Consider the following 2,665-nt stretch of genomic DNA (forward strand, 5'->3'; position numbering starts at 1 on the left):
TCCCCTTTAAAGGCGATATCGAGCATATCACTGAGCATATCAATCGATTCTCCGCCGCTGAGATGATCGTAATGGGGATAGAGAGAGTCGATGCAGGCGATAGGGATCATCGGGCGATCTTGTAACCGCTTGTTTAGCGATGACATAATGTAGTGGGCGTACCATTTGCGATCATGATCGGTGATTAGAACAAGCGTTTTTCCCCCCATCACCTGATCCATGGCATTAGCGATTTGAGGAGTCCATTCGAAACGCTGCTCTTCGAACCAGCTCATCGATGCCCCCTCGGAGCGAATCGATTCTAATGTCCATTGATCGAAATGACGCACTTATTGATCCAACGAATAGGCGCTATGCAATGATCGAACCGCCAATTCAGCGTATTTTTCATCGATCACCATAGAGACTTTAATCTCCGAAGTTGAAATCATCATAATATTTATATTTTCACGAGCCATTGTTTGGAACGCTTTTGCTGCAACGCCCGTGTGGGATTTCATACCGACACCCACGATGGAGACTTTACAAATATTTTCATCGTAGGACGCTTCGCTGATCTCATCATCGGCAATAAAGGTTTCAACCACTTTTTTCGCATCCAAAAGTTCCGTTTTAGGGACGGTAAAATCAAGGTTCGTTTTGCCATCATGCCCTGAGGTTTGGATAATCATATCGATATTCACACTGTTATCTGCCAAACGGGTAAAAATATCCGAAGCGATCCCCGGACGATCGATCACGCCGCTGAGGGATACGCGTGCTTGGTTTTTATCGAGTGCGATACCGCTGACAAGTGGTTTTTCCATAATATTCTCTTCCTTTGTGATAAGTGTCCCCTCCGCATCGCTAAAACTGGAGCGGGTTACGAGGTTAACGTTTAATTTTTTAGCCAACTCTACTGAGCGGTTTTGGAGGACTTTGGCTCCAAGAGAAGCGAGTTCAAGCATCTCATCGTAGCTGATACGATCCATTTTTTTAGCGCGTGGCTCAATACGTGGATCGGTCGTATAAATACCATCAACATCGGTATAGATTTCACATAAATCCGCTTCCAATGCACCTGCGAGAGCAACCGCAGAGAGGTCTGAGCCTCCACGCCCGAGAGTGGTGACTTGACCACTCTCGCTCACCCCTTGGAAACCTGCAACAACAATAACTTTGCCACAAGCGAGTTCTGCATGCATTGCACTAGGATCGATGCTCTCAATCCGTGCTTTCGTATGGATACTATCGGTCACGATCCCCGCACGACGACCACTCATAGAGGTCGCACTGTGCCCCATCGCATTGAGGGCAATCGAGAGCAATGCAGCCGTTACCCGCTCACCGGAGCTGAGAAGCATATCCACTTCACTGCGCTCAGGAGTAGAGGTGTAGTGTTCCGCATACGCGATGAGTTTGTTCGTCTCACCACTCATTGCCGATACGACAACGACAACTTGATGCCCCTCTTTAAGTGTTTGCGAGACACGATTAGCGACGTTTTGGATTCGCTCCAAATCGCCGACACTGGTACCGCCAAATTTTTGGACAATAAGCATTACAGATACCCCTTGGTTCTAAAATGAGAAATAACCCGTTCATATACCGGTTTTTTGAAATGGGCGACGTGACTCAACAGCTCATCAATATTGACAAATTTATACGCCTTGAATTCAGGGTGCTTCGTATCTATATCGATTACTGCCCCTTTTTTCAAACGTACTAAATAATAGCGCTGTTTTTGTCCGGCATAAGGAGCCATTTTGGCTGCGACATGGGAGGGGAAATCGTACGCGATCCATTCGGGATACTCAGCGATAATATCAACCTTTGAAGTACCGATCTCTTCGCCAAGCTCACGAAACAGAGCCTCTTCGCTCGATTCTCCCTCATCAATTCCCCCTTGAGGAAACTGCCATACCCCCTCCAAATCACTCCGCTCGGCGATAAAAACATCTTTGGTCTCAGGATACTCATGAGAGACAATAATCGCCGCCACATTCGGTCGGTAGAACTTTTTTTCGGTCATTCACCATCTTTTAGTCTATTTTGGATGGGTATTGTAAACTATTCGCCATTAAAAATACTATAATCCACTTATGCTTTTATACATTCACATCCCTTTTTGCGATAGCAAATGCTCTTACTGTGCGTTTAACTCTTATGTCGATAAATTTTCACTGCGCGAAGCGTATATGAATGCTGTCCTTGTTCAACTCAACTCGGAGCTTCTCCGTTTTAATGTAAGTGCCGCCAACCCTATCGAAAGTGTATTTATCGGTGGAGGAACTCCATCTACCGTTGACCCCGCACTGTATCGTCCGATTTTTGAAATGATTGACCCTTATCTGGTAAAAAATTGCGAGATCACCGCCGAAGCCAATCCTAACAGTGCCACAAGGACATGGCTAGAGGGGATGTTCGAGCTGGGAGTTAACCGCCTCAGCTTCGGAGTGCAAAGTTTTAACAATGAAAAGCTCAAAATCCTCGGGCGTGCTCATCATACGCAACATGCACTCGAAGCGATCCGAACCGCCTCTGCTATCGGCTACAAACACCTCAGTATCGATTTAATCTACGGGGTTAGCGGTGATACCAAAGCGCTTTTAAAATCTGATATTGACCAAGCCTTTCTTCTCCCCATCGATCACATCAGCCTCTATGCCCTCACCATCGAAGAGGA

At 46.3% G+C, this 2,665-nt stretch carries 4 protein-coding genes; 1 reads left to right on the forward strand and 3 read right to left on the reverse strand.

Features of this window, described 5'->3' with window-relative positions; genetic code table 11:
- From JZU62_RS03020 to JZU62_RS03030, 3 genes are all read right to left on the reverse strand, one after another.
- Positions 1-329: HobA family DNA replication regulator (locus JZU62_RS03020; RefSeq protein WP_295011757.1), on the reverse strand; the 329-nt coding region annotated here is incomplete at its 3' end.
- A complete protein-coding gene (locus JZU62_RS03025; protein ID WP_295011759.1) occupies positions 330-1,541 on the reverse strand; it encodes an aspartate kinase in 1,212 nt (403 codons plus the stop codon).
- Positions 1,541-2,011 (reverse strand): RNA pyrophosphohydrolase, encoded by a 471-nt coding sequence (locus JZU62_RS03030; RefSeq protein WP_295011761.1) that lies wholly within the window; start codon positions 2,009-2,011, stop codon positions 1,541-1,543. The genes JZU62_RS03025 and JZU62_RS03030 overlap by 1 nt, the downstream gene beginning before the upstream one ends.
- Positions 2,012-2,081: 70 nt before the next feature.
- On the opposite strand from JZU62_RS03030, the gene hemW reads away from it, so the two are divergent.
- Positions 2,082-2,665, forward strand: a 584-nt coding sequence (hemW, locus tag JZU62_RS03035) for a radical SAM family heme chaperone HemW (RefSeq protein ID WP_295011763.1), incomplete at its 3' end; no start/stop codon positions are given.

This window comes from Sulfuricurvum sp., assembly GCF_019163035.1.
In the GTDB taxonomy this organism is placed as follows: Bacteria; Campylobacterota; Campylobacteria; order Campylobacterales; family Sulfurimonadaceae; genus Sulfuricurvum.

Bases quoted from the DNA above. Each gene is read 5' to 3' on its own strand.
- JZU62_RS03025 (WP_295011759.1), bottom strand. From the start codon at position 1,541: ATGCTTATTGTCCAAAAATTTGGCGGTACCAGTGTCGGCGATTTGGAG.
- JZU62_RS03030 (WP_295011761.1), bottom strand. From the start codon at position 2,011: ATGACCGAAAAAAAGTTCTACCGACCGAATGTGGCGGCGATTATTGTC.